Source organism: Oceanibium sediminis, assembly GCF_003265325.1.
Lineage (GTDB): Bacteria > Pseudomonadota > Alphaproteobacteria > Rhodobacterales > Rhodobacteraceae > Halovulum > Halovulum sediminis.
Map to the genome: position 1 here is coordinate 1 of NZ_QGNX01000040.1, position 1,638 is coordinate 1,638.

Annotated in this window: 1 protein-coding gene and 1 pseudogene; one reads left to right on the forward strand and one right to left on the reverse strand. The window is 48.4% G+C overall.

Going from position 1 to position 1,638, the window contains the following annotated elements:
* Nucleotides 1–109, reverse strand: a pseudogene (locus DJ029_RS22335) (IS5-like element ISCARN85 family transposase); the annotation flags it as partial.
* 591 nt (nt 110–700) lie between these two features.
* Here DJ029_RS22335 and DJ029_RS21455 point away from each other — a divergent pair.
* On the forward strand, nt 701–1,546 hold the full coding sequence (locus DJ029_RS21455) for an FkbM family methyltransferase (protein ID WP_112324492.1): 846 nt from the start codon (nt 701–703) through the stop codon (nt 1,544–1,546).
* Nucleotides 1,547–1,638: the final 92 nt, after the last annotated feature.

Genomic DNA, 1,638 nt, shown 5'->3' on the forward strand with positions numbered 1-1,638 from the left:
CCACGATGAGTACGAAGTTCAGGAAGGTTCGATACATTACGTGGAGCTCTTCGAACCGCGAGAAGATCCGACGATAGCCTTTGAGCCCTCGAGGCAGACGCTCGACCTGAACTGCCCCCCGTTTCGACCGGACACCTGAGCTTGACCCAGGAGGCTGGGTCAAAAAAAATTCCGCACAGCCTCACCATCGGTGCCGCGAGAGCCTGGCCAACCTCACGCTCGCCGATGTCTACCCCGGTCGCGGTAGCCAAAATCCCGAAGATGAGAGAGAAGATCAAGAAGCAGACAATCCGCGCCCCCCCCCCACGCCCCGATTGCAGCACTAGACTGCCCGCGCACAAATTTAAACAGAAGCCGAACCAGAGCCTCCGCAACAAAACCTCCCTAGAGCTTCGAAAAACCTTGACGACGGACAAAGCGGCTTTGCTCGATCGCTTGCTTGGGTTATGTGCTTTTACAAACTGGGCATTTTCCAGGCGCAGTACGCGAGAATCCGTGTGGTAGCCGCAATGAGAAGCGAAATAAAGTTTCCCGGCCTCCATTGCGTTGTAAGCGGAACTTGAAGTATCTGGGGTATGTTTATGCAATGCCCCTTGGAGAGAGGGGCAGGCTAAGGGTTCCGTTTCGCGGAAGAGCCGCAGGAAGGCCTCGAACAAATAAGCGCTACATATTCATTCTGAATTTACATGGCGGTTGATGGATGAAAATTCTACTTAGAATTCTAAACGTATTGAATAATGAGGGCTTGCCAGGACTGGCAAGCCGTTTAATTGTTAGAATGTGGCATTTTTATTTGGCTGCCTCGAAAAAACTCGGACTTTCGACCGTGAAATCGAGATACGGCCCCCTATTCCTGGCAAACTACGGTGATTTAACGTTTAATGCGTACATCACAGGAGCCTATGGAAAGTTTTATTGGAACGAAATAAAAAAGATTGATCGCCCATTTATATTCTTAGATATCGGCGCAAACCAAGGGCTATATTCCATTTGTGCGGCTCAAAACCCAAATTCACAGGAGGTATTCGCCTTTGAGCCAGTGGAGCAAATCGTTCGCCTTCTTAGGGGCAATGTAATGGCGAATAAATTGAGTGGCAGGGTGTCTATTATCGACGCGGCGATATCCGATGTAGTCGGCGAGGTGGATATTAGGGTTTTTGAAAACCATTCTGGAAAAGCGACAATATCAATAAAAAATGTTGAGGGTGTCGCTCACCATGTGAAGAAACTAACTATAAATACAATAAATCACGAATACCTAAACAGTATTATCGGCGCAGATGGACCAGGGCTGGCTATTAAGATAGATGTTGAGGGACATGAGTTGATTGTTATCAGGGAGATTTTAGGAACTAAGTTCTCCGATCGTATTTTTCACATATTTTATGAAGTCGACACAAATTGGAATGACCCGGAGGAAATCAGAGCCCTTCTCGCAGAGCATGGTTTTACAATTACGCAGATCGGATACGGGTCACACTATGACGTGTTGGCGAGACGTGATCGCGCACATGCGCACGAGAATGCGGCAGCTGTGTCATCCTGAGGCATATTTGATAGCACTCGACCGTTAGTAAATCCAAGGAAAGAATAGGTTGTGCCGCCAGACGAGCGCAGTTTGAAGCGTCGCAGTGAGGT